The sequence below is a fragment of the Kordia sp. genome (assembly GCF_022447245.1).
GTDB lineage: Bacteria > Bacteroidota > Bacteroidia > Flavobacteriales > Flavobacteriaceae > Kordia.
The window spans coordinates 1-24,241 of the sequence record NZ_JAKVBC010000004.1 but is presented as its reverse complement, the minus strand read 5'-3'; the positions used below and the strand labels follow the sequence as shown (position 1 = coordinate 24,241).

Genomic DNA, 24,241 nt, shown 5'->3' with positions numbered 1-24,241 from the left:
ATGATGGCTTTTTAGGTCTTAACACGAAACTCAAAAACATCAGGTCTATTATAATGACCAGTAGCATCAAAGTCTAATTTTCCTCGGACCGTATCTTCCACATCAATGTCTGCGAAAAGTATACCTTCCTGATCCCATAATGGGCCTGCAATGATATTTCCTAATGGATCGACAATTACACTACCTCCCTTACTCATGATGTCTGGTTGATCAGTAATCTCTGCTTGAAAAGCTTCTGGATAATCACTTTTTTCAACATACTGATTACATCCCAACACAAAGCAACGACCTTCACAAGCAATATGCTGCATACTTGCTGTCCAAGACTCCCGATGATCAGCAGTAGGGGCGAGGTAGATTTGGATATTTTGTTGGTAAAGGGCAAATCTTGCCAATGGCATATAGTTTTCCCAGCAAATCAAGCCTCCTAATTTCCCGAAAGGGGTATCGAATACGTGCAAATCACTGCCATCGCCTTCTCCCCAGATAATCCGCTCCGAGCCTGTTGGTTTGAGTTTGCGATGCTTGCCCATCAATTTGCCGTCAGGCGAAAAGTAAAGCATCGTGCAATAAAGACTGCTTGTTTGATCTTTTTCAATGATACCGATGATCAAATATACTTGATGTTCTTTTGCTATTTGCGCCAAGCGTTCTGTATCGGTACTGGGTACAACTACACTTTCGCTATTATATTTTAACCAATGTTCTCTTCCTTCAGCTTTGCGGCTACCAACCACTGCCCCAAAACTTAAGCCTCTTGGATAACAAGGGATAAATGCCTCCGGGAAAAGTACTAACTGGGCACCTTCTTGCGCTACCTTTTTTGTCCAGTCTGCAACAATATTTAGCGTTCGATTTTTATCAAAAAGGGCAGGCGTAGCCTGAACGACAGCGACTTTGGTCTTCATGATTTATCACTTTACTCTTGCGTAGGGCAAACGTTCGATTTGTTTGCCTTCAAAATAAGTATCTAATCCAGTACAGGCTAAGGTACCTAATTCTGGAAGTTTAAGATGTCCGCTTTCATCGATTCCATCTTCTGGCAAGATGATTTCTACAATTTTCCCAACAAGGAAGATCATTCCATTTAGTTTCATGTGATGTTCTTCAGCGTATTCGCAACCTATTTTTACACGGCTTTCTTTGACATAAGGTGCTGGATGGCGGTCGGTATATTCTTCTGTCAATCCAGTAGCAGCAAATTCAGATATATTCTCTGGATAATTGGCAGAGCTTTGGTGGGCTTTCGCCAAAATCTCCTCATGAATGTGATTAACGGTAAAGTATTTATTAGCTTTAATATTGTGGTAAGTGTGACGAGGCACCGTCAACTGGCGGATCATAAAGCCTAAGTGAGGTGGATTTGCTCCCACGTGGACAAAAGAGTTAAAAAGCCCAAGATTCGTGACTTTTCGATGTCCAATAGTACCAATTAAGTTCAAATTTTTATAACCAACAATGGTATTGATCAAGTGCAAGCGCTGAAAGCGCTCCATATCCAAAATCTCTTCTATTGTAATTGTACGATTCATGTTTGTTTATTTTGAATCACAACAGTAGAAGAGGGGAATGGTTTTTAGTTACCCCAATAACTATTGAGGTAACTAAAAACAACTCTTATCCTCCCGCAACCGCTTGCATCATGTATGCACAAATCAGGGCACCATAAGTACCCAATGCATAACCTAGAACAGCCATAAGCACCCCAACAGGGGCAAGTGCTGGACTAAATGCAGAGGCGACAATCGGTGCAGAAGCGGCGCCACCAACATTGGCTTGGCTACCCACAGCTACGAAGAAGAATGGCGCTTTTATCAAATAAGCTACAAAAAGTAGAATGATAACGTGGATCAACATCCATATAATACCAACTGCGAAAAGACCAAGATTATCTAGTACCTCACCGAGGTTCATTTTCATACCAATGGTAGCTACTAAAATATAGATGAAAACACTTCCCCATCTAGAAGCTCCTACCCCTTCTAAATTTCTTGCTTTGGTGAAAGATAAACCTAAACCAAGCGTAGTCGCAATAACCACTAACCAGAAGAAGCCAGACATTAGAGAGTTTAGTCCTAAATCATTTAAGGTCTCTTTAAAAGAACTCATGGCAGGTGTAATGATATCTGAGCCAAAGTGGGCTACGGCTACGCCACCAAATGCTACGGCAAGTAATACAAAAACTTGAGTGGTATTTGGGATCACCTCGATACCTGCGCGGAAATTTTGGATTCTTTCTTTTAGGTCAGTAATAGCCGTGTTATCCGCTTTTAACCAACCATCCACTTTATTGGAAATACTTGCCCCATAAAGCAAGAAGCCCATCCAAATATTAGCTACGACAACGTCCACGACAATCATGGAAGCAAAGAGATTATCTCGCACCTCAAAGATTTCCTTCATGGCGGTTTGATTAGCGCCACCACCAATCCAACTTCCTGCAACCGTCGAAAGCCCTCTCCAAACCTGATCAGGTTCTGCAGAAATAATATCTGGAGCAATCGTAGAAATGAAAAGTAATGCTACTGGCCCACCTAGGATAATACCAACAGTTGCTGCTAAGAACATAACGATTGGTTTCCAACCCAAGTTCATTAAGCCTTTAAAGTCGATGCCAATACAAAGCAAAACTAAACTAGCTGGTAATAAGTAACGAGATGCCATAAAGTAGAGCTTAGACTTGGTCGCATATGCACCAATAGCATCTTCTGTCAACCCCTGTTCTTTTAATAATTCCTTGATCGTTCCAAGGCTAGCATCATTTGGCAAGTTGGGTAAGATACTTTCTTGCAAGAAACTACGTACTGCATCCATATCTTTATACCAAACTGGTGCAATAATACCTAAAGGCCAATGTAATAATGCAGGTAGGAAATAACACAATAATAATGGTGGAACGTAAGTATAAAACTTCTTCCATCCAGGATTTTTACTACTAGAAGTAACAAAAACAAAGGCTAGTGTAATGATCAATAGCCCCAAAATAGTAGCATCGTTTTGAATAAGTGGATTCATGTTTTGTTGGTTTCAGTCGCTAGTTTTGGTTAATGGTTTCAGGGGGAAAGTTAATGCTTAATAGAATAATGGATATTGGTTTACAGTGAAATAGTACTACCATTAACTATAATACGCTTATACTATTAAACACTATACCGTTACACTATTAACTTTCGCAATATGCTCTGCAATGATAGCAGAATCTCTATTGATGACACCCAAGATACCTCCTGGTGTGTAATTATCATAACCTAAGAAATAAACATTTTCAAAATTATCTTTGCCGATGACCTGTTTAGGAATATCATAATCATCGAGCAAATCTTCGGTATGATCAAAAAAGTCTTGAATACCAGAACGATAGCCTGTAGCTAAAATGATCGCATCAAATGGGTATTCATCCCCATTTTTGAATAAGACTCCAGAAGTAGTAAATCGATCAATGGCCGGTACGACTTTGATATTTCCCTTTTTTATTTGTTCTAATGTTCCAATGTCTATAACTGGGGTCTTGCCTGTGACCCGGAGCTGTTTCATTGGCGGCATTTTAGGCGTTTGGATGCCGTATCTACTGATATCACCGACCGTAAATTTTCTTAATTGTACTGCAATCCAATCACTGAGCCAATTCGGTAATTTTTGCAATTTTTTGGCAGTAAGCTGCGTAGGGCGGCCCATGATATCTCTGGGCACGATGTTGATGGGACTTCTTACAGAGATGAACGATTCTGCACCATTCTCACACAGATCGAGTGCAATTTCTGCTCCAGTATTGCCCATACCAATGACCAGTACTTTTTTCCCTTTGTATGCTAGTGCGTTTTTATAAAAACGACTATGAATGATTTCGCCTTGGAAATCTTCTTCATCTTGAAAGTAAGGATGTACAGGATGCCTGTTTACACCTGAGGCTATAATTAACTGCTTGGTTTCAATGGTTTCACCATTTTCTGTTTCTACCGTCCAACCATTTGAATTTTTGGTCATTTTCTTTGCTGCTGTATTCAATTGTGGCTGAATACCAAAGGTAGTAGCGTATTCGTAGAAATAATCCGTTAGCAGTTGTTTGGAGACATACAGTGGGTAGTGCTCTGGAAATGGTTTGAATGGGAGATGGGATAACTGCTTTACTGTATGTAAGTGTAATCGATCATAATGTTTATGCCATGCATTACCTACTCGATCACTTTTTTCGATGATATGGAAGTCTATATTTCGCTTTCGCAAATGAGCTGCCATGGCTAGTCCTGCAGGTCCAGCCCCTACAATTAATACATCTGTTTGTTTCATTCTTTATGCTTCTTGACGAATGGTTTGGGTACTTTTTGAGCTTTGTTGTAATATCATACTTGATGCTTTTTCTGCAATCATCATAGTTGGTGCATTGGTATTCCCTCGTATGATAATGGGCATAATGGAAGCATCTACTACTCGTAGCTTTCGAACGCCATGAACACGCAGTTGTTCATCTACTACAGCCTGATCATCGCTGCCCATTTTACAGGTGCCGACGGGATGATAAAGCGTTTCGCAATACTGCCGTAAAAAGTAAGCCATTTCATCATCATTTTGAATCTCTTTATTGGGCATAAACGTTTTGCCTCTTACACGATCGAAAGGGGCCTGATCCAAAATCTTTTGTACAATATGGGATCCCTTCAGCATGACTTGTACATCCCTTTCATCGCTAAAATAATTAGGATCAATGGCTATATAATCATGAGGATTTTTGGAAGCTAATCGTACTTCACCTTTACTGAATGGAGCAATTAGGGTTGGTCCAAAGCTATAGCCATTTCCAGTTTTAGGGTTTTGGAATCCATGCTCTACGAAGTAGGCAGCGGCGAACAAAAACTGTAAATCTGGTGCTGGAATAGCCGGATCAGATTTTAAAAATCCCCCTAGCTCTGCAACATTAGAGCTTAGTGGGCCTCCTTTGTTTACAAAATATTGCCAAAGATTTTTGAATACTTGCGGGAATCTTTCTACACCATCCAAGGTCGTTTTATCATGCGTGCTAATGGCCATACCACCGATCAGGTGGTCTTGTAAGTTTTTACCTACTCCAGGCAAGTGATGTTCTACTTTTATGCCATGTTGACGAAGCTCTGCTTCGTGACCGATACCGGAAAGCATTAAAAGATGTGGACTGCCAAAGGCACCTGCACAAAGAATAACTTCCTTTTGTGCGTGAATGGTACGTACAGTGCCATTTTGTTCAAATAGTACTGCTTTGGCTTCGCCATTTTCTACGATGATTTTATGCACTAATGCATTGATCTCCACATTTAAGTTTGAGCGGTGTAATACGGGGCTTAAGAAAGCGGCTGCGCCACTATGGCGTCGGCCTTCTTTTTGAGTAACTTGATAATAGCCAAAACCCTCTTGTGCTGCACCATTAAAATCTTCATTCCAATCGTATCCTGCTGCTTTCGCAGCATCTAAGAGTCTTTTCCCGAAAGGGTGACGCCAAGGCTGATCGGTAACATTGAGTTCTCCTTTCTGGCCATGAAATTCATCCTTCAATCGAGTATTGTGCTCAAATGATTTGAAGTAAGGAAGTACTTCCTCATAAGACCAACCCTTGTTACCTAGTTTTGCCCATTGATCATAGTCGTAGCGGTGCCCACGAATGTAGATCATCGCATTGGTACTGCTACTACCTCCTAATACTTTACCTCTTGGTTGGAACATCTGACGACCATTCATGTATTTCTGAGGAACAGTGCTGTAATTCCAATCCTCTTTTGCCTTAAATAACTTACTAAATGCTGCAGGGATATGAATATTAGGATTTTTATCCCTACCACCTGCTTCTAGGAGGATTACCTGATGCTTTTTATTTGCCGAAAGGCGATTTGCCAAAAGGCAGCCAGCAGAGCCCGCCCCAATAATGATATAATCTACGGTTGCCATTGCCAATTATTATTTCTAATGAATGGAAGACTTTGAAATTTTTTTAAACAACTTCTATAATAACAATTTAGCAAACAATCATTCCATTCCATAAAAAAGGAGAATAAAATTATTTGGAAAGGCATGATGGTATCTCTATTTTTTAAGGACAGACATCTTTTTCTATTTACACTGTTATGGGATAGGAGGTTCTTCCCGGAGCTAGAATTAGGTGTTTCATCATTTGGTAAGTGTAATGATGTAGTTATCCTTTAATTATATCCACCTATTTGTGACTTTAGAAAGCCTGAAAAATACTGTCAATATTGGCTCTAGTTAGGACTTGTGACCATTTTTGAAAAGGAAACAGACAAAAGCATACTCTATTGTTGGTCAACTTATTTACAGGACCTACTGTTGAGTAGTAAAGCAGTTTAAGGTAGTTAGTGTTGAAAAATAAAATGTATATCTTGCGCAGAATTTTTAAGGAAGGATGTTTATTTTATTTCTACTTCATACCTTACCTTTGCGAGACTAAAAAAAGATTAGATGTTTTCAATTAATATTTATTTACGATTTGCCTTGATAGGGGTGTTTTTGGTGGGAGGAATTGTTTTATCGTTTGTTTCAGGTTTTGGATTCTGGTATGCACTTCCATTTATATTAATCGGATTGATCCTTTTAATAGGGTATGTTTTATTGGGTACGGTGCAGTCGGCAGCAGAGTTTATGCAAGTACAAGATTTTGATGCTTGTGAAAAGCGTTTAAATCTCACGCTAAATCCAAAATGGCTATATGTAACTAATCGGGCTTATTATTATATGATTAAAGGTTCAATTGCTTTAGCTAATCGCAATACGGAAGAAGGTGAGAAGTGGTTGAATATGGCAAATGAGATAGAGGTGCCTAGTGATAATGAAAAAGCTATGCTCCAGCTCCAGTTGGGTAATATCGCTGCTTCTAAGAATAAGTGGAAACAGGCGCAAATGCACTATCGGACAGCTAAAGCATGTAATGTATCGGAGCCCATGATTAAAGAACAATTATTGCAGTTTGAAAAAGCATTGGCACAGCGCGGACAAATGAAAGCAGCCAATCGAATGGGAGGAAAAGGAGGCGCTATGACCCGCAGTGGGAAATCTAAGCGCAGAAGACCAAAAATGAAATAAATATTTGGGAGTATCCTCCTAAACTGTCTTAGCCGCTACAACTAGTAAGCACTTTTTCTAGAATTTTCAAGCATGGCTAGCCGTTTTTGAAAAATTGTACTTTAGTATTCCCTAAAGCATTAATCAAAACGACAAGTCATGCGAAGCAAACAACAAGACATGATCGCTAGAGTGGCAGCGATTATCGCAGCAATCATTTTATTGCAAACCTTATATTTCAAGTTTACGGCACATCCTGATAGTGTGTATATCTTTTCTCAACTTGGATTGGAGCCAGTCGGTAGAGTTGGAATTGGTGTAGCAGAATTGATCATTGCAATCCTTTTATTGGTTCCGAAAACAAGGCATCTAGGCGCTATTGGGGGCTTAGGTGTTATTAGCGGTGCTATTTTTTCTCACCTTACACAATTAGGTATAGTTGTCAATAATGATGGAGGGAGCTTATTTGGATTGGCCGTTATTACTTTTGTATGCTGCGCTATGGTAGCATGGGTTTATCGAAAAGATATTCCTTTTATTGGAGGGCTATTCAAAGAATAAAAGAAAACCTTAAGCGATTTGCCGAAGGCAAACCGCTTAAGGTTTTTATATTATGGCCGCTGGCCAATAGAAACGAGATTGGCAAAAATACGATAAGCGCCAGGAACTCCAGCTGGTAATTCTCTAAACCAACTGTATCCTGAATAGATATAATATCCTTTTCCATATTGTGCAACTAGCAAGCCACCATTTCTTGGAGGTTCGCCAGGGTCATTGGCTGAGAGGATAGCTTCATATTGATCGTCCCACTCATTTGGGAAATACAAACCACGTTCTTGTACCCATCCTTCAAAATCTTTTTGTGTGATTTTGTTTGGCCAGTTCAAAACGGCATGATTAGGCTTCAAAAATCTTACCTCTGCCTCTTCAACAGACACCCGATCACGTGACAATTTAATAGGATAAGGCGCTAATTCATTCATGGGTACTTTCAAACGGAAAGAAGTATTATACTGTACCAGCATGGTCCCACCATTTTTGACATAATCCATCAATTTGGATTGTTGAAATTTTAGGCGATCTATCGTGTTGTAAGCACGTACGCCCATTACTACTGCGTCAAAAGTGGCCAAATTTCCAGTTGTTATATCTTTATCCTCCAGGATAGTTACCTCATAACCCATTTGCTCCAAGCTAGAAGGAATATCATCTCCGGCTCCCATGATATAACCAATTCTGTACCCTGCCTTTTTAAGGTCAATATTTACCACTTTTGCAGAAGCGTCTCTTACCACTGTTTGGGTAGGAATATGATCATATTCAATAATAATTAGTTCGTTCGTATAAGACTTACCATCTACTTTTGCGAGTGGTACAATGAAATCCTCGCTTTGCTCTTTAGGTGGATATAAGGTAAAAGTGAATTTTTGTTCTTCCCCTTTTCGTTTTAATTCAAAATCAATGTTGGCTGGTTCTGCTTTCCAGCCTTCGCTATGACACAATTCTAAAGTTCCACTTACATTAGGTTTACCTGATTTAACGAGTACTTCAATTTCTTGTGGTTTTCCATCTGCATAGACATAGATTTTTTCATTCAGATTGGTGAACACAGGAGGTGTAATTTCAAATGGACGATAAACTTCTGCATCAACGGGATCATTGCGTTTGAAAACCACGTCTTTTGTTAGCGTCATATCTTCTCCAAGTATATTTAAGCTAAACACCACCCTGAGCTGGCGCGGAGTTTCAGGAAGCCCCCTTTGAAGTTGATCATCTACCGTATACATACCTAATTCCCACTTTTTATTTAGCCAGTAAGAATTAGTGGTTCCTATATCCTCAGGTAATGTTACTTTTTTATAAAATTTGTAAGATTGATTATCTTCTAAATCTAGACTCAGTGTGGTATCGAAACTTACACCTGGTACCTTAGCTTCCAAGAGTTGAGCAGCGATATTAGAGCGATTAATAAGCTCGAATGCAAGTTCTACTTCCTCTCCAGGTGTTGCGGAATAATCATCTGCTACTACTTCAAGATATAGTGCCATACAATGAGAAATCACCTCTTCCACTTCTTCTTGCTTCACCCTCTTCCAGTAACCCTCAGGTAGTTGTTTAATGAGTTGGTAGGCTTTAACCAATTGAGGTACACTCGCTGCAGGATCAGAGAAATTATACTGCTCTTCTACTGCTTTTAAAATTTTGCCGATCGCTGCTCCCCCTTCTACTCGAGTCCAAGTCGTATTAATACCATCGAATAAATTCTCTTTATCTTCTGGTAGGTCACCATTGATTAATTCAAGGTACTCCGATTGAGAACCTCTTGTCCCTGTAGAACCAAAACCTTGCGATTTGTGCATACTGCGGCTTGCAGCAGCAATTTCTGTATTTGATTGACCAAGTAATGGGTAGTAAACGCCAATATCTACACTCATCAATTTAGACTTATCTGCTTTTGCAAAATTTTCTCTACTTCCGTAAAACCACCAAGAAGTATTAAAAAACTGACGACGTGGTTGCCATTCATCAAGCCATTGAAGTTGTTCAGGATAAACAGAACGATCACCAGCCATATTGAATGCGCGCTCAGAAAGCATTGCAGATGCAGTATGATGGCCATGCGTTCTACCTGGTGTGCGATGGTCGAAGCGATTGACAATAATGTCTGGTTGCCATTTGCGGATTGCCCAGATCACATCAGCCATTACTTCTTTTTCATTCCAAATTTTTAGTGTTTCATCAGGATGTTTGGAATAACCAAAGTCATTGGCACGCGAAAACATTTGAGAACCACCATCTGTATGACGAGCTGCCAGAAGCTCTTGGGTACGAATGACACCCAATAATTCGCGGATTTCAGGCCCAACTAGGTTTTGGCCTCCATCCCCTCGAGTTAGAGAGAGGTAAGCGGTATTGGCTTTCACTTCATTTGCTAAATAAGCAATTAATCTAGTATTTTCGTCATCAGGGTGAGCGGCCACATATAGTGCAGAACCTAAGAAGTTTAATTTTTGAATAGAGTGATAAATTTCGGCGGCATTGGGTTTTTCAGGCTGTTGTGCTACAGCCGTTGTAAGGAATCCCAAACACAAAACCATCCAAAATATCTTGTAACTGATTTTCATAGAGCAAGGTTTTCTTTTCCATTAAAAGCCTAAACAGTAAGCTTAGTTCAAAGTGACTACAAATATATTGAAGTACTTTTGTTTTCCAGTTTTTAATTGGTTAATATCATTTGTTACGGACATCTATCAAAATGAAGTATGACATTCTTGTGTTATAATCGAACTATTTTGAATTAGCCTTCGTTAGCCATGCCACATAACGTCATTGTTCATTATCTTCGCGGAAAATGAGTGCAACTCCTTTCGTGAGTTAAAATAAAGAGATATGAGTGAAAAGAAATATTTAATAACATCAGCACTGCCGTATGCCAATGGGCCATTACACCTGGGGCACCTTTCAGGTGCTTATTTACCCGCTGATATTTATGTGCGCTATCTTCGACTATTAGGTAAAGATGTTGTTTGGGTTTGTGGTTCGGATGAACATGGCGCTGCCATAACGATTAGAGCAAAAAAAGAAGGTATTTCTCCTAAAGAAATTATTGATAAATACCACGAGTTAAACAAAAGTAGCTTTGAACGACTAGGTATTTCTTTTGATCATTATCATCGTACGAGTGCACAATTACACCATGAAACTGCTCAAGAATTTTTCACTAAGCTGTATGAGAAAGGGGATGAGTTTGAAGAGCAAAGTATTGATCAATACTATGATGAAGGCTTTGATCAGTTTTTAGCAGATCGTTATATTGTTGGTACTTGCCCACGTTGTGGTCATGACGAAGCTTATGGTGATCAATGCGAAAATTGTGGTTCTGATTTATCGCCAACCGAATTAATTAATCCTCGTTCTACCCTTAGCGGGAAATCACCTGTTCTTAGAACTACCAAACACTGGTATTTCAAATTAAATAAGCATGAAGATTGGCTGCGCCAATGGATTGATGAAGGTCAATTGGATGGCGTGCAACACCATGATGCTAAAGAATGGAAAAAGCATGTGGTAGGACAGTGTCTTTCCTGGTTGGACAATGGCTTGCAACCAAGAGCGATCACTAGAGACCTAAGCTGGGGGATTCCAGTACCTGTGGAAGGTGGAGCAGGCAAGGTATTATATGTTTGGTTTGATGCACCCATTGGTTATATCTCTTCTACCAAGCAATGGGCATTAGATAATGGCAAAGATTGGGAGGCTTACTGGAAAGGAGATGATGTAGAATTGATTCACTTTATTGGTAAGGATAATATTGTTTTTCACTGTATTGTATTTCCTGCAATGCTAAAGGCTTATGGCGACTTCGCATTACCTAAGAATGTTCCGGCAAATCAGTTTTTAAACTTTGAAGGCCAGAAATTCTCTAAATCTCGTGGTTGGGGAATTGAGCAACATAAGTATTTGGAAGAATTTGCTGATTTTCCTAACAAAGAAGATGCTTTACGTTATACACTTATTCGGAATCTTCCAGAAAATAAGGATAGTGATTTTAGATGGGATGATTTTGAAGACCATCACGATAAAGAGTTAGTAGGAAATTTAGGTAACTTCCTAAATAGGGTAGTCGTATTGACCAATAAATATTACGAAGGAGTCATTCCTTCTCCAACTAACATTCCTACGGATAAGCTAGCCGAAGCTTATCAGATTGCTCAGCGTATAAGCTCAGAAGTGGAGACCTTTGGCTTCAAAGCGGCTATTTTGAGCTTAATGGAATTATCATCTTGGGGGAATACTTACTTACAAGACGTTTCTCCATGGAAAATATGGAAGACCGACCCTGAAAGTGAAAAAATTAAGGAATGCATGTTCGTATGTGCACAGGTCGTAGGGCTGTTAAGTATACTTTCAGAACCGTTCCTTCCATTCACCGCACCAAAAATTCGCAGGATTCTAAATCTTGGTAGTACTGAAAATGGGGATTTAGCAGTGGTTTTAGCGAAAGCGAAAGCAAATGAAGCCATCATAGAAGCGGGACATCAGATGAATAAACCCGAGTTATTATTTGCGCAAATTAATGACCGTAAAGACCATAGTAGAAAGGAAATTGTTGATCGCCAAAGAGCTAAATTGGAAGCTATTTTGGCCCAAGAAAAAGCAAATGAACGCGAACCCATTAAGGATACGATCCAGTTTGACGATTTTACAAAATTGGATCTACGTACGGGTACTATCACAGCTGCCGAGAAAATTCCTAAGGCGAAAAAACTGCTGAAACTAACCGTTGATTTGGGTATAGAAGAACGCACGGTGGTTTCTGGTATTGCAGCCTTTTTTAAAGCAGAAGAAGTAGTTGGAACCCAAGTAGTACTGGTTGCCAATCTTGCTCCAAGAAAGCTGAGAGGGGTAGAATCACAAGGAATGATCTTAATGGCAGAGAATGAAAAAGGAGAGCTGGGTTTTGTAAGCCCGCAAGAAGGAATGGGAAATGGCTTTGTTGTAAAATAAAACTGGATTACTTTTTTTGGGCAGTGTCAATGATTGAAGGCTGCCTTATTTACATTCATTACTCAATTGGCTCTAATAAGCGTAAATAGAAGGTTAATTCTGCAATAGATTCTTTTATTTATGCATCTTTAAATATTTTTGCCGTTCATTAATTCGGTTTCTGGTGAAAAAACGCTTACCATATATTCTTGGGCTTGGTTTTTTGATTGTTTTAGGAATAACTACGACGAGCATGTATCTTCGCTCACAAGAGGAGCTATTGTGGGCTTATCGACCTTTGTTCTTTTTCTTGTCTCTTTGGGGATTAATTATGAGTATAGGTTATTCCTATTTGTCAAAATTGCCCAATAAGGCCCGTCTCCTTGGACTTTCAACACTCAGTGGTGTATTATTGGGCGTTGGTTTTCCAGATCTTATCCCTGTTCCTTTTTTGATGTTCATAGGCTTTATTCCGCTCTTGCTGGTTGAAGATGAAATTAGTAAACAACAACCGAAACGAGCGGGCTGGCAAGTTACCAAATTTGCCTTTCACACATTTGTGGTTTGGAATATCATCAGTACCTATTGGGTGGGAAATGCAGCACTAGGCGGTGGTTTTTTTGCTATATGGGTGAATGCAGCCTTGATGTGTATTCCTTTTTTGTTATTTCACTTGACAAAAAGAGCCACACCAAAGTTGGCAAACATTTCTTTTATTGCCTATTGGTTTAGTTTTGAATACATACATTTGAATTGGGACCTGACTTGGCCTTGGTTGACCCTTGGTAATAGCTTTGCAGAATATCCTTCTTTGGTGCAGTGGTATGAGTTTACGGGTGTTTTTGGGGGTGGTTTATGGATTTTGGCAATTAATGTGTGGGGCTATCAATTGTATCAACACTATAAAGTAGAGCGGCAAATAGCTAGAGGATTGGCTTCACGTATTGGTATTACCCTCATCTTACCTATGGTTATTTCATTAGTAATGTATTATAACTATGAGGAACAAGGGGAAGATGCAAGTGTGGTGGTCGTACAGCCCAACTACGAACCACATTATGTGAAATTTAAGATACGTGAAAAGGATCAAGTCCAGCATTTTCTGAATCTGTCGGAGCAAAAACTAGATGAGAATACGGATTATCTAGTTTTTCCAGAGAGTAGTTTCGGTACGTCTAGGTATGTTCGAATTAATACCATTGACCGTCATCGTTCGATTCGTACTTTAAAAGAGTTTGTAGCGAAATACCCCCAGCTGAATATTGTTTCGGGGATCAATGCCTACTATGATTTTGGTCCTAATGAAGCATTTTCAGATGCTGTAAGAGGACGTAAAAGTGGAAGCAAAACCATATTTTACGAAACACTCAACTGTGGCATTCAAATTAATGCTGCATCAGATACTATTCCTATTTATAAAAAGTCAAAATTGGTACCTGGTCCAGAAAATTTCCCTTTCCAAGCACTTTTATTCTTTATGAAGCCACTTGTGAAAAAATTGGGTGGTACAACCGCTGGCGTAGGCTCGCAAGAAAATAGAGATGCCTTCGAAAGTACGAGTGGAAAGGCAGCACCTGTTATTTGCTATGAATCCGTTTTTGGGGATTACTTCAGAGGTTATATTTTAGCAGGAGCTGATTTGGCATTCATCATGACAAATGATGGATGGTGGGATAATACCGCAGGTCATCGTCAGCATTTGTTATTTGGTGCGTTACGAGCAATTGAAACAAGAAGAGCTATTGCACGCTCTGCCAATACCGGAATTTCTTGCTTTATCAATCAAAGAGGAGATGTGTTACAAGCAACTAATTATGACGAGGCAGCAGTCATCCGTCAAAATTTAAAGAAAAATAAAAAGATCACGATCTATGTTCAATGGGGTGATGCGATAGCAAGAATAGCCCTTTTCCTTTCCATGTTATTACTCGTAAACTTATTTGTAAAGAGTAGAATGAAAGAAGAGCAGTAAAGCTGTATACAAGAGAGAGAGTGCTTGATCATAAAATCATCCACTCTCACTCCCAAGTTATAAACTCGCACTGTCACAATTTCTCCCCCTCATAAAATTACACTGTCCCAAACTCCTTACTTAGAGCGCAACTTCACGACAGGGCAAATCATCTCTTCCAGAGAAATTCCTCCGTGTTGGAAAGTATTTCTGTAATAGTTATTGTAATAATTATAATTGTTAGGGTATAAGAAGAACTTATCTTCCTTAGCAAAAATGAAAGTCGAGCTGACATTCGGTCTAGGTAAGAAAGCTTTATGTGGATTTCTTACTTCCAAGACATCATTTCTTTTATAGTTAAGGTTACGTCCCACCTTGTAGCGTAGATTAGTTGTTGTTTCGCGATCACCGATCACTTTTGATGGATGGTTTACTCTAATCGTACCATGATCTGTAGAAATAAAGAGTTGTACATCGCGTTCTGCTATTTTTTGTAAAGCAGACCAGAGGGGTGAATTTTTGAACCAAGATAGTGTAAGCGAGCGATACGCTTTTTCATCACCTGCCAATTCCTTTAGTACTTCCATCTCTGTACGAGCATGAGAAAGCATATCGATAAAATTATAGACCACTACAGTCAAATCATTGTGCAGGTAATCTAAGATATTATCGTTCAATAGCTTTGCATGGTGAACATTCGTAACTTTTATATAGTCAAAACGAATCGGATGGCGGAAAGTACGTCTGATCTGTTCGTCTAATAAATCTTTTTCGTGAAGATTTTTTCCACCTTCTTCGTGGTCGTTTTTCCACCATTTTTTATAGTGCCTTTCAATTTCGCTAGGCATCATTCCTGCGAAGATAGCATTCCGGCTGTACTGGGTAGAAGTAGGTAATATACTGTAAAAGTAGTCTTCCTCTTCAGTTTTAAATAGTTCATTAACAATGGGCTCTAGGATTTTCCATTGATCATAACGCAAGTTGTCCAGCAATAAGAAAACGGTGGGAATTTCATGATCCATTTTTGTAAAAATCTTCTGGCGCATCAGATTATTTGACATGACTGGGCCATTATCTTTTTCTAACCAGCGTAAGTAGTTTTTTACAATGTATTTTGAAAACTCTGTATTGGCTTCACTCTTTTGCATGGATAAGATATCGGCCATTTCTGTCGAATTGGCCTCATCAATACGGATTTCCCAATTGATAATCTTCCGATAAACATCTGCCCACTGTTCAAAATCTAAGCCACTGTTGATTTCCATAAAGATTTGACGAAAGTCTTGCTGATAGTCATTAGCCGTTTTTTCTCTGACTAGAGTATCCGTCTTTATGATTTTTTTGAGGCTTAGTAGGATCTGATTAGGATTAACAGGCTTGATAAGGTAATCCGAGATTTGTGCTCCGATGGCCTCTTCCATTACATTTTCTGCTTCATTTTTTGTGATCATCACCACGGGGATTTGTGGGAATTCACTTTTAATTTTGGCTAAAGTTTCCAAACCGGTAATACCGGGCATACTTTCGTCCAAGAATATTACATCAATATCATTATTCTCTTCACATTCTTCAATGGCGTCATAGCCATTGGTTACTTCAATAACTTCATATCCCCTCTTGCGAAGGAACATCAATTGAGGCTTTAATAAATCGATTTCATCATCGGCCCAAAGAATTGTAATTTTTTCCATTTATATTAATAATAATGTTGAAGTAATTGTATTCTTATCTTTCACTTAACGATTCACATCTGAAAATCAGTTATTTTTGTATTTGAATGAACTGAATACAAACAATTTAACTGTATTCCGATGTTAAAGCTACGAGAATGGTAAGTTCTCTGAATATAGAAAGAAAGTTTGACCAAGCCTTATGAACAAGAAGAAAATTTTGAATGATCCTGTATACGGCTTTGTGAATGTTCCTTATGGTATCATTTTTGACTTAATGGAGCATCCATATTTCCAAAGACTAAGACGTATCAAACAACTTAGTCTTACCCACTATGTTTATCCAGGTGCCTTACATACTCGTTTTCATCATGCGCTTGGCGCCTTACACTTGATGACACAAGCAATAGAAACCCTACGCTCAAAAGGCACAGCAATAACCGAAGAGGAAGCTAAAGCAGTTTCTATCGCTATTTTGCTTCATGACATTGGGCATGGTCCTTTTTCTCATACGCTAGAAAATACCTTGATTAATGTTACGCACGAAGAGCTCTCTGTATTGTTTATGGAAAAGTTAAATGTTGAATTTAGTGGTGCTTTGTCTATGGCATTAGACATTTTTAGGAATGATCATCCCAAAAAATTTCTTCATCAACTGGTTTCTAGCCAACTAGATATGGATCGGATGGATTATCTTAATCGGGATAGCTACTTTACGGGCGTTCACGAAGGTGTCATTGGTTATCATCGACTAATTAAGATGTTAGCCGTACATAAGGATGAATTGGTAATCGAAGAAAAAGGTATATATTCTATTGAAAAATTTTTAGTGGCTCGGCGCCTAATGTATTGGCAGGTTTATTTACATAAAACAGTCTTATCTGCGGAGTTGATGCTTATTCAAGTGCTGAATTGGGCAAAGTATCTAGTTCGTGCAGGCTGGGATCCAATGATTGCATCTCCTGCTATGCGTTTTTTTCTAGAAAATACATTAGATTCTTCCTATTTAGAAAGTAATCCTGATATACTTTTAAGCTATTTTGCTGAATTAGATGATATTGATATTATTTCAAGTATAAAAACATGGGTAGGTGCGGAGGACCCGTTTCTTGCCTTTTTATCCAAAAAGATAGTGGATCGACAACTTTATCGATTAGATTTCAGCAATCTTCCTTTTGAACCTTCTTACAAAACCACGCTAAAGGAAAAAATAGCAAACTGGAACCCTTTTAATGAGGAAGTTTTTCCTTTTTTGTTTATAGAGGGCCAGGAGTCCAATAGCGCATACAGCACATCCAAAGACGAAATCAAAATTTTATTTAAAAATGGTATGGTAAAACCTATGTCTGATTCTATGGACTATGGTATTCAATCCAAGAATTTTGTAAAACATTATCTATGTTATCCCAAAGAAATTTTGAAAGCCTCAAAGATTAAGAGCTTACACTAAATAATTACCTAATTTTCATTCAATACAACTATTGTTGGGATAAAAGGGTTAACAAGTAGTCCTAATTATTTGATCGGATTTTTGAAGAAATAATTGTCACTTAGATGAAGAACGAGCGCCTTCTGTTGTTGATCCTTGCTATTGTACAGTTTACTCATATTATCGATTTCATGATCATCATGCCATTGGGCTCCCAGTTCATGTCTATTTTTAATATTACGCCAAAGCAATTCAGTTTGATCGTATCAACTTATGCTTTCAGTGCAGCGTTTTTTGGATTGATCAGTGCGATGTTTATCGATCGATTTGATCGTAAAACAGCTTTACTTTTTAATTATATTGGATTTACAATAGGTACATTAGCTTGTTCTTTTGCTCCAGATTATTACACTTTGTTAGCGGCGCGATGTATCACTGGTGCATTTGGAGGTGTTTTGGCAGCATTGGTGTTGGCCATTGTGGGAGATGTCATTCCTTTTGAGCGTAGAGGTATGGCTATGGGGATTGTAATGACTGCCTTTTCTGTTGCTTCGGTAGTTGGCGTTCCTGTTGGCATTTACTTAGCAGCTTTGTATGGTTGGACCGTTCCTTTCTTGGCAGTAGGGATTATTAGCGCAATCGTTACAGTTGTCATGTTTTTTACGCTTCCGCAAATGCGAGGTCATCTGACGAATTCAATGGAGCGAACGAATCCCTTTCGGAATATTCTAAATATCTTTCTGAATCCTAATCAAGCAAAGGCTTTACTCTTTTCAATTAGTTTGATGTTTGGCCACTTTATGATTATCCCTTTTATTGCACCTTATATGCAATTGAATGTCGGATTTACTGATTTTGAAGTGACTTATGTATATGCTGTTGGTGGTACTTTGACGGTTTTCTTACTTCCCTTGGCAGGAAAATTGGCAGATCGCTTTGGGCATTTGAAGATATTTACTTGGTCTAGTATCCTTGCATTGGGCTCTATTTATGCCATTACAACACTACCTGTAGTAGCTGTATGGGTAGGTATCTGTGTTACTTCTACTTACTTTGTCGTGTCGAGTGGAAGGAATGTACCTGCTACTACCTTGATCACTTCAGTTGTAAAAACAGAGAATAGAGGAAGTTTTATGAGTGTGCGTTCTTCTATAAATGAATTGGCGTTGGCTTTATCTTCTTTTATTGCAGGTTCGATTATTACAGAGAATACAGATGGGAGTTTAAATAATTTTCTGTACGTTGGTCTACTGGCAATGCTCATGAGTGTGGTCGCTATTTTTGTTGGCCGAATGTTGAAAACGGTTTCTTAAGTGGAGTATAGGGGTTTTAGGCTAATTACTGACAAAAAACGATTTTGACGAGACTAATTTGCACTAAAAAAGGCATTTGATCGGTTTTCATCCTACCTTTATGTTATCCTAGTTTCATCGATATGATGAAAATAAAAGTGAGTATATGGTACACCAATTTATGGTAGATTGTACGCTGCCTAATGATATTCCCGAAGAACTAATTCGACTTTTACCTATTCAGCAAGAAGTCCTAGGCAAGTATATGACGGAAGGTAAGCTTATCCATTATGCACTTTCACTTGAAAATTCCAAACTTTGGGCCATTGTTAATGCCAATTCCGAAATCGAGGTATTCGAAATGATGCTGCATTTCCCTCTAGCTAAGTTTATTCAATTTGAAGTATCTCTACTTAATGCCTACGCTTATCAACAAGCTCCCGCTATTTTTTCACTAAATTAGATGCATTAAAATTATTTAATTTTTATGCGTGTTTTAAGAAATATTCCATTAAAAGGAGCAGATGAGCGTTCCTTTTTACTTGATTGCTATTGCAAAACGGCCAAACCTCTGTCAACGGTTCTTTTTGTACATGGTTTTAAAGGTTTTAAGGATTGGGGAATGTGGGATGCCATTGCGCGGTATTTTGCAAATGCAGGTTTTTTGTTTGTCAAGTTTAATTTTTCCCATAACGGTACGACACTTAAGAGTCCTTCACAATTTAATGACCTAGTAGCTTTTGGAAATAATAATTATACAAAAGAAATTACCGATATCGATGCTGTATTAGAATGGCTTTTTGATAAGCCCAAAGAATTGGCATTTATTGATCAAATGCCTTTATCATTATTTTATATTGGGCATAGCAGAGGAGGTGGACTAGGTATAGTGAAAACAGCTACCGACCCTAGAGTCACTGGCCTAATCACATGGGCTGCAGTAAGTCACTTAGATTATGCTTGGCGCAAAGAAGGTTTTGTCGAGCAGTGGAAAAATGATGGAGTTTATTATGCTTCAAATGCTAGGACCAAACAACAAATGCCGCTGTACTTTCAATTTTATGAAGATTTTAAGTTAGCTGGTCGATCTTATGATACAGCCTACATGGCTGCTCACTTAAAACAACCAGTACTCATTATTCACGGTACCAATGATCCAGCAGTAACTGAGCAGGCTGCATACGAGTTGAAAGAGTGGCTTGGTTCTAAAGCGCAAATGCAATTGATAAAAGGAGCTAATCATGTATTTGGTGGAAGCCATCCGTATTTTGAAAAAGGGCTTCCCTCACATGCTCAGATTCTAGTTCAAAATAGTATCACTTTTATTCAGCAAGTACTGTCGAATAGCTGAATCAATAAAGTAAACTTTTTGTACATTTGATTTCTAGTATTATACTCTTAGCATAAGGTGAAATTTAAAATGAACCGTTTACCCGTTCTTTATATAATAAGTAGTTTGCCCGAAACTGTGCCTGCCGGCAGGCTGAGATTGGTACAATAAAACTCAGCTATAGGCAAACAGGTCTTTATGTTCGTTCAAAAATCATGCGTAACTTTCCTATCGTCAGTTACTTATCATTTTCGAATGAACAATTTTATTGAACAAGCAATTTTGTCTAGGCACTTATGGTAAGCAGTTGTTTTATTTTTTAACTTATGTCTTAGCAAACGAAATTTATTTAGCGTGTTATCGATATTTCGGACGAATCAGCTTTTTGTAAGTGCTTTATTGCTTTTGTTTATTGCTATTTTACGAGCATATCCCTTCTTTTTCCCTATAGAATGGGAAGCACCAAAGCATGGTTTGTTGGCCGCTCATATCTATCAGTTTACTGGTCAAAATTCATTTGTCGCATATTTGTCGGCTTCGATTCTCCTTTTCTTTCAGGCTGTTATCGTCAATATGATGGCGAGGATTCATCGTTTAGATAGGGAGGTTACAATGATCCCAGGTCTAATTTATATTACGCTTTGTAGTATCCTACCAGAATTTCTTATTTTTTCTCCAGTACTTATTGCAAATACGTTTTTACTTCTTGCTATTCTTGAGTTGCTGCAAACCTATAAAAAAACAGCCTGTAGTGATCGCATCTTTAATGTCGGGTTTTGGTTAGCGATCGCAAGTTTTTGCTATGTTCCATACTTAGGCTTTACTTTAGGAATGATGATTGGCTTTAGGATATTGCGACCTTTTAGGTTGGGGGAAAGAATTGCCTTTTTTAGTGGGGTTATCATTCCTTACTTTTTGCTGGGAGTAAGCTTCTATTTGATGGATGACTTGCATCATTTTTGGGAGGTACAATTTGCAGGGGTTGGAGTGATTAGCTTTTTTCCTTTAGCTTTGAGTTTTTCTTCAGTTTTGAAAATTTTACTTTTTGTTCTATTTATTGCATTGACTGTATTAAGCTACAGGGTATATACTGCAAAGAAAAATATCGATGTGCAAAAAAAGATTGATATCTTTTATTGGGTACTGCTAAGCAGTTTATTGATTTTTGCTTTTCATCAAGCCTTTTATTTAGAGCAACTTTTAGCTTTGGGTATTCCGCTTGGTATTTTTCTATCGCTTAATTTGACGGCTATTGCCAATAGATGGGCAGAAACTTGGTATTTTCTGGCGATCCTCTCTATCCTTTTAATACAATATTATCCATATTTGGTATGATCATATGTATAACTTTTATTCAAAAGGAAAGCCAACGATTTGAGTCCAACAGCTGTTAAAGAAAGGGTCTTGGCTAATGATTTGTGGTGGAGCTTAGCGAGCTATGTGATTGATCCAATCGAACGGTATAGTTCTCAAAGCTTTGATTTCTATGTGTCAGAAAAATTAAAGATGCTCTAAAATCTTTTTATGTTCGTAGACTCAGAAAGCTAAAGATTTTTACGAATCCTTAGTAATCAGCTTACTTTTCTACTAGCTCGGTCCAGATCATTGATGATCTGAACAAAATTTCAGCAACTTCTCTTTACAAAATTGAATAAGCCTAGTTTTTTTTAACTAATTTTGCGGCTATCAAAGAGGTATAAAATATTATGTTTTATTTTAATTTATGCCTAACTACTTAAAATTATAGACGTTATGAAGTTTGGTGTAGTCGTTTTTCCAGGTTCTAATTGTGATGATGACATGGTTCATGTGCTTTCGGAAGTGATGGGGCAAGAAGTAGTGAAGTTATGGCATAAAGATGAAGATATCTCTGACTTTGGTAAAGGCGATTGTATTGTACTCCCTGGGGGGTTCTCATATGGAGACTACCTACGTGCAGGCGCTATTGCACAATTCAGCCCAATCATGAAGTCTGTCGTGAAATTTGCAAATGAAGGTGGTTTTGTGTGGGGGATTTGTAATGGCTTCCAAATTTTATGCGAAACTGGCCTATTGCCAGGGGTATTACTTCGTAACAACAACCAAAAGTTCATTTGTAAAAATACTCACCTAAAATCACCAACTAATAATGCTGCTATCGTAGCACATATCAATTTAGATAAAGCGCTAAAAATTCCTATCGCACATGCAGAGGGACGTTTCCATGCAGATGAAGCAACCATAAAGCAGCTTCAAGATAATGACCAAATTCTTTTCTACTACTGCGACGAAAACGGAGAAATTACAGAAGAAGCTAATCCAAATGGTTCTACGCTAAATATTGCAGGAATCTGTAATGCAGAACGCAATGTATTTGGTATGATGCCACACCCTGAACGTGCCTCTGAAGATATCTTGGGGAATACTGACGGTAGAATTCTTTTTGAATCTTTATTAAGTACTTCGAAAGTAATGATGGGTTAATAATTGAATAAATATAAATAGTATTTTCAAAGCTTATCTAAGTTATCTTTTTTAACATTCCTTGTCTTACAAGAAAGAAGTTAAATTCAAATTGTTAATCTTTTATTATCGTACAAAGATTAGCTTGCTTTTCCTGTTTGTACATTTAATTTTGTAGTCCAACAACAATAGTGATAGCATGAAGATTTGGATTTTTTTGATTGCCTTTTTTGCTTGCGCAAATACTCCTTTAACTGCTCAGCTGAATCCAGTAAAGTGGGATTTCAGCGCTGAAAAAGTTGATCTGAATACGTATGAATTAGTTTTTAAAGCAGAGATCAATGATGGATGGTATGTATACTCCCAATATATTGGTGAAGACGGACCTATTCCTACTTCTCTATATTTTGCTGACAAGCTAGGGGTGACAATTCTAGAACAAGCGACGGAGGAAGGAGGAAAAAAAATTGAGGGTTATGATAATATGTTTGATATGGAATTAGTGAAGTTTGCCCATAAAATGATCATTCGTCAAAAAGTCAAACTGATTAATGGAGCTACGAATCTAAAAGGCTATTTAGAGTTTATGACTTGCGACAATGCGCAATGTTTGCCTCCTAAGGCGATTGATTTCGCTTTTGAACTAAACTAAAGCATGAAGTGTAAGTACTAAATATTTAAATATGAACCTTTTTTCATGCTAAATCGGTTAATTACCCGACCAAATTTGAGCTTATACTTGGACAGAAAAAAGTGTTCTACTATTTTTGATCTCACAATGCTTAAGTGATGGATAAAGACTTTTTTATTGATTAAAGAAGCTATTGCAAATTGCTGTAGACTAGTAGTGAAAAATTGTAGACAGCTTTCTCTTCCTAAGAATCATCTGATAATAGAATATATACAATCATTTTCCCAAAGGCTGAACGATAGTCGTTGATATGTATGAAATTAAAAACGAATACTTTAACCATTTAAAGTAATTTCATCAGGGCTTTAAATGGACATAAAACAGTAGTTGATTATGCGATTCAAGTTTTTACTCTGTGCTATCCTCTTTGCAGTAGGTCTAAATGCACAAATTTATGACCCCGTCACTTGGAAAATGACTTCTGAAAAAGTTAGTGACACTGAATATGATCTCGTCTTTACCGCTACCATGGAAAAAGGATGGACGATTTATTCACAGTTTACAGACGATAATGGTCCTGTACCAACTTATTTTGAATTTGATGCAGGTGACCACTTTACAAAGGAAGGTAAAGTAGCAGAATCTGGTAAAAAGAAGGAAGGTCCAGATCCATTATTTGACAATGTGGTGGTGATTAAGTACATCAAAAGCCCTGTTAAGTTTTCTCAAAGAGTAAAAGTAACAGATGCTTCTAAGCCGATTGTAGGTTATCTAGAGTTTATGACTTGCGATAGCGAGCGCTGCTTACCTCCGACAAGTGTTGACTTTTCATTTGATTTAGCGGAAGCTACTGCAAAGGATGAAGTTGCAAGTACTAATGATATGGAGACGAGTACGGATGATAAAGAGCCTTCACAAATTTCAGAGAGCACAGAAGATGCCAATGATAAGGGGCAAGCCATAGCAGG

The 24,241-nt window shown here is 38.2% G+C and carries 19 protein-coding genes; 12 read left to right on the top strand and 7 right to left on the bottom strand.

The genetic code is table 11. From position 1 onward, the window contains the following. Positions 1-11: 11 nt before the first annotated feature. From MK119_RS04110 to MK119_RS04090, 5 genes are all read right to left on the bottom strand, one after another. Positions 12-908 (bottom strand): carbon-nitrogen hydrolase family protein, encoded by an 897-nt coding sequence (locus tag MK119_RS04110; RefSeq protein WP_290671175.1) that lies wholly within the window; start codon positions 906-908, stop codon positions 12-14. Between the two features lie 6 nt (positions 909-914). After that, a complete protein-coding gene (locus MK119_RS04105; protein WP_290671173.1) occupies positions 915-1,532 on the bottom strand; it encodes a flavin reductase in 618 nt (205 codons plus the stop codon). 85 nt (positions 1,533-1,617) lie between these two features. Then, on the bottom strand, positions 1,618-3,015 hold the full coding sequence (locus tag MK119_RS04100) for a DUF819 family protein (RefSeq protein ID WP_290671171.1): 1,398 nt from the start codon (positions 3,013-3,015) through the stop codon (positions 1,618-1,620). Positions 3,016-3,147: 132 nt separating this feature from the next. After that, complete coding sequence (locus tag MK119_RS04095) at positions 3,148-4,287, bottom strand: NAD(P)/FAD-dependent oxidoreductase (protein WP_290671169.1); 1,140 nt, start codon at positions 4,285-4,287, stop codon at positions 3,148-3,150. 3 nt (positions 4,288-4,290) lie between these two features. Further along, positions 4,291-5,913 (bottom strand): GMC family oxidoreductase N-terminal domain-containing protein, encoded by a 1,623-nt coding sequence (locus tag MK119_RS04090; RefSeq protein WP_290671167.1) that lies wholly within the window; start codon positions 5,911-5,913, stop codon positions 4,291-4,293. 528 nt (positions 5,914-6,441) lie between these two features. Here MK119_RS04090 and MK119_RS04085 point away from each other — a divergent pair. Further along, entirely contained in the window at positions 6,442-7,062 is a 621-nt protein-coding gene (locus MK119_RS04085; protein ID WP_290671165.1) for a hypothetical protein, read from the top strand. 138 nt (positions 7,063-7,200) lie between these two features. After that, positions 7,201-7,602, top strand: coding sequence for a DoxX family protein (locus tag MK119_RS04080; RefSeq protein ID WP_290671163.1), 402 nt, complete (start codon positions 7,201-7,203; stop codon positions 7,600-7,602). Positions 7,603-7,652: 50 nt separating this feature from the next. Here the strand turns inward: MK119_RS04080 and MK119_RS04075 are convergent, their stop codons facing one another. Next, on the bottom strand, positions 7,653-10,166 hold the full coding sequence (locus MK119_RS04075) for a PIG-L family deacetylase (RefSeq protein WP_290671161.1): 2,514 nt from the start codon (positions 10,164-10,166) through the stop codon (positions 7,653-7,655). A gap of 265 nt (positions 10,167-10,431) precedes the next feature. On the opposite strand from MK119_RS04075, the gene metG reads away from it, so the two are divergent. Together metG and lnt are read left to right on the top strand one after the other, a co-directional pair. After that, positions 10,432-12,549: a methionine--tRNA ligase gene (gene metG / locus MK119_RS04070; protein WP_290671159.1), complete on the top strand. Its 2,118-nt coding sequence runs from the start codon at positions 10,432-10,434 to the stop codon at positions 12,547-12,549. Between the two features lie 163 nt (positions 12,550-12,712). Beyond that, positions 12,713-14,500, top strand: a complete 1,788-nt coding sequence (lnt, locus tag MK119_RS04065) for an apolipoprotein N-acyltransferase (RefSeq protein ID WP_290671157.1) — start codon at positions 12,713-12,715, stop codon at positions 14,498-14,500. Between the two features lie 116 nt (positions 14,501-14,616). Here lnt and MK119_RS04060 read toward each other — a convergent pair whose 3' ends face one another. Continuing rightward, positions 14,617-16,170: a response regulator gene (locus MK119_RS04060; protein ID WP_290671155.1), complete on the bottom strand. Its 1,554-nt coding sequence runs from the start codon at positions 16,168-16,170 to the stop codon at positions 14,617-14,619. Between the two features lie 181 nt (positions 16,171-16,351). Between MK119_RS04060 and MK119_RS04055 the strand changes: the two genes are divergently transcribed. The 8 genes from MK119_RS04055 to MK119_RS04020 form a co-directional block, all read left to right on the top strand. Beyond that, on the top strand, positions 16,352-17,599 hold the full coding sequence (locus MK119_RS04055) for an HD domain-containing protein (RefSeq protein WP_290671153.1): 1,248 nt from the start codon (positions 16,352-16,354) through the stop codon (positions 17,597-17,599). A 104-nt stretch (positions 17,600-17,703) separates the two neighbouring features. Then, the gene (locus MK119_RS04050; protein WP_290671151.1) at positions 17,704-18,891 is read left to right on the top strand and encodes an MFS transporter; all 1,188 of its coding nucleotides are present in this window, start codon (positions 17,704-17,706) and stop codon (positions 18,889-18,891) included. A gap of 145 nt (positions 18,892-19,036) precedes the next feature. After that, positions 19,037-19,333 (top strand): hypothetical protein, encoded by a 297-nt coding sequence (locus tag MK119_RS04045; protein ID WP_290671149.1) that lies wholly within the window; start codon positions 19,037-19,039, stop codon positions 19,331-19,333. Between the two features lie 24 nt (positions 19,334-19,357). Further along, positions 19,358-20,221 (top strand): alpha/beta hydrolase fold domain-containing protein, encoded by an 864-nt coding sequence (locus tag MK119_RS04040; RefSeq protein WP_290671147.1) that lies wholly within the window; start codon positions 19,358-19,360, stop codon positions 20,219-20,221. 333 nt (positions 20,222-20,554) lie between these two features. Continuing rightward, positions 20,555-21,535: a hypothetical protein gene (locus MK119_RS04035; protein ID WP_290671146.1), complete on the top strand. Its 981-nt coding sequence runs from the start codon at positions 20,555-20,557 to the stop codon at positions 21,533-21,535. Between the two features lie 417 nt (positions 21,536-21,952). Beyond that, positions 21,953-22,663 carry a phosphoribosylformylglycinamidine synthase I gene (gene purQ, locus MK119_RS04030; RefSeq protein WP_290671145.1) on the top strand — a complete coding sequence of 237 codons (711 nt, stop codon included), beginning with the start codon at positions 21,953-21,955 and terminating at the stop codon, positions 22,661-22,663. Between the two features lie 178 nt (positions 22,664-22,841). Next, a complete protein-coding gene (locus tag MK119_RS04025) occupies positions 22,842-23,294 on the top strand; it encodes a protein-disulfide reductase DsbD domain-containing protein (RefSeq protein ID WP_290671143.1) in 453 nt (150 codons plus the stop codon). Between the two features lie 372 nt (positions 23,295-23,666). Further along, positions 23,667-24,241: hypothetical protein (locus MK119_RS04020; RefSeq protein WP_290671142.1), on the top strand; the 575-nt coding region annotated here is incomplete at its 3' end.